General features: G+C 68.8%; 1 pseudogene. It reads right to left on the bottom strand.

Annotated elements, in window-relative coordinates:
* A pseudogene (locus tag AOK23_RS52180) lies at positions 1 to 153 on the bottom strand (RNA polymerase sigma factor); the annotation flags it as partial.
* Positions 154 to 445 lie beyond the last annotated feature (292 nt).

The raw sequence follows: 445 nt of genomic DNA, 5'->3' as shown, positions 1-445 counted from the left end.
CGCGGCCTCGTCGCCCTCCTGTGCCCGCGCGACGGCCACGCCCAGTTCCCCGTCGAACGCCTGCACGCGGCGAGGTTCGCCTCCCTGGCCCAAGAGCTGTCCTAGTCCGTACGACGTCGCGGTCCCGGGACCCGCCCCCGACCCCCTCGGGATCGTCGCCGGGCCCCACGGTCATCTGCGTCGCGCCCCGCGGAAGTGTCACAGAGCGCCGGACGGACCCGCCGAAGATCACCCTTGAGGGGGAGTTGTGGACGTTCGCATGACTTGGGTCACACGCGTGCCGCCCGATGGTGATGTTCGCGGCGGCTTGTGCTCTGAATAGAAGGCCGCCCTTGTGCCGGGTGGTGTCTTCGCGTTGTTCGTGTAGGGGTGGGGCATTTGATTCGCCGTAGGAACCATGCGTACCGGCCGATGAGTGCGAAGCGAAGGGCGTGGCTCACGCTCG

Origin of the sequence: Streptomyces torulosus, assembly GCF_001419765.1 — a bacterium.
GTDB lineage: Bacteria > Actinomycetota > Actinomycetes > Streptomycetales > Streptomycetaceae > Streptomyces > Streptomyces torulosus.
This window is presented reverse-complemented; position numbering and strand designations above follow the sequence as displayed.